1 protein-coding gene is annotated in these 433 nt (G+C 36.5%); it reads right to left on the reverse strand.

Translation table 11 applies throughout. From position 1 onward, the window contains the following. Nucleotides 1-42 precede the first annotated feature (42 nt). A partial coding sequence (locus tag MUW73_RS04435) for a hypothetical protein (RefSeq protein WP_243575329.1) occupies nt 43-433 on the reverse strand: 391 nt, incomplete at its 5' end.

Raw genomic sequence — 433 nt, forward strand, 5'->3', positions numbered from 1 at the left:
TAGTGGTGAACGGAAACCAATAGGTAATATGGCATGCTTCAATTATAGCATAGCCTCTAAGTAACCCTCTGGTAGTTGTACCATAACCCTTTTTTGTAGTTCATTAATATTTACTATAAATGGCTTAGCATAGGGAATCAATAGTTCTTTTTCATTATAGTTAATAGCCATTATATATTGATCTCGCATACAATATATAGCTTGTATATGGCCCAAGTGACCCAATCCAACCCCTTCTACTAAACCATCTACTAAACTATAAGGAAGCATACTTTGTACCCATTTAGGTTTCAGGGCTAGTGGAAGAAATATAGGTAGGTTTCGGAGTGCATAGGCCTCAGTTGTGGATGGAATAAGATCTAGGTGTATAATGCTTGTACGCTGCGGGGTTGTAATATTTTTAATCAAAGAAGGTACCTTTACATAATCTACC

Source organism: Candidatus Cardinium sp. cByotN1, from assembly GCF_022810525.1.
Classification (GTDB): domain Bacteria; phylum Bacteroidota; class Bacteroidia; order Cytophagales; family Amoebophilaceae; genus Cardinium.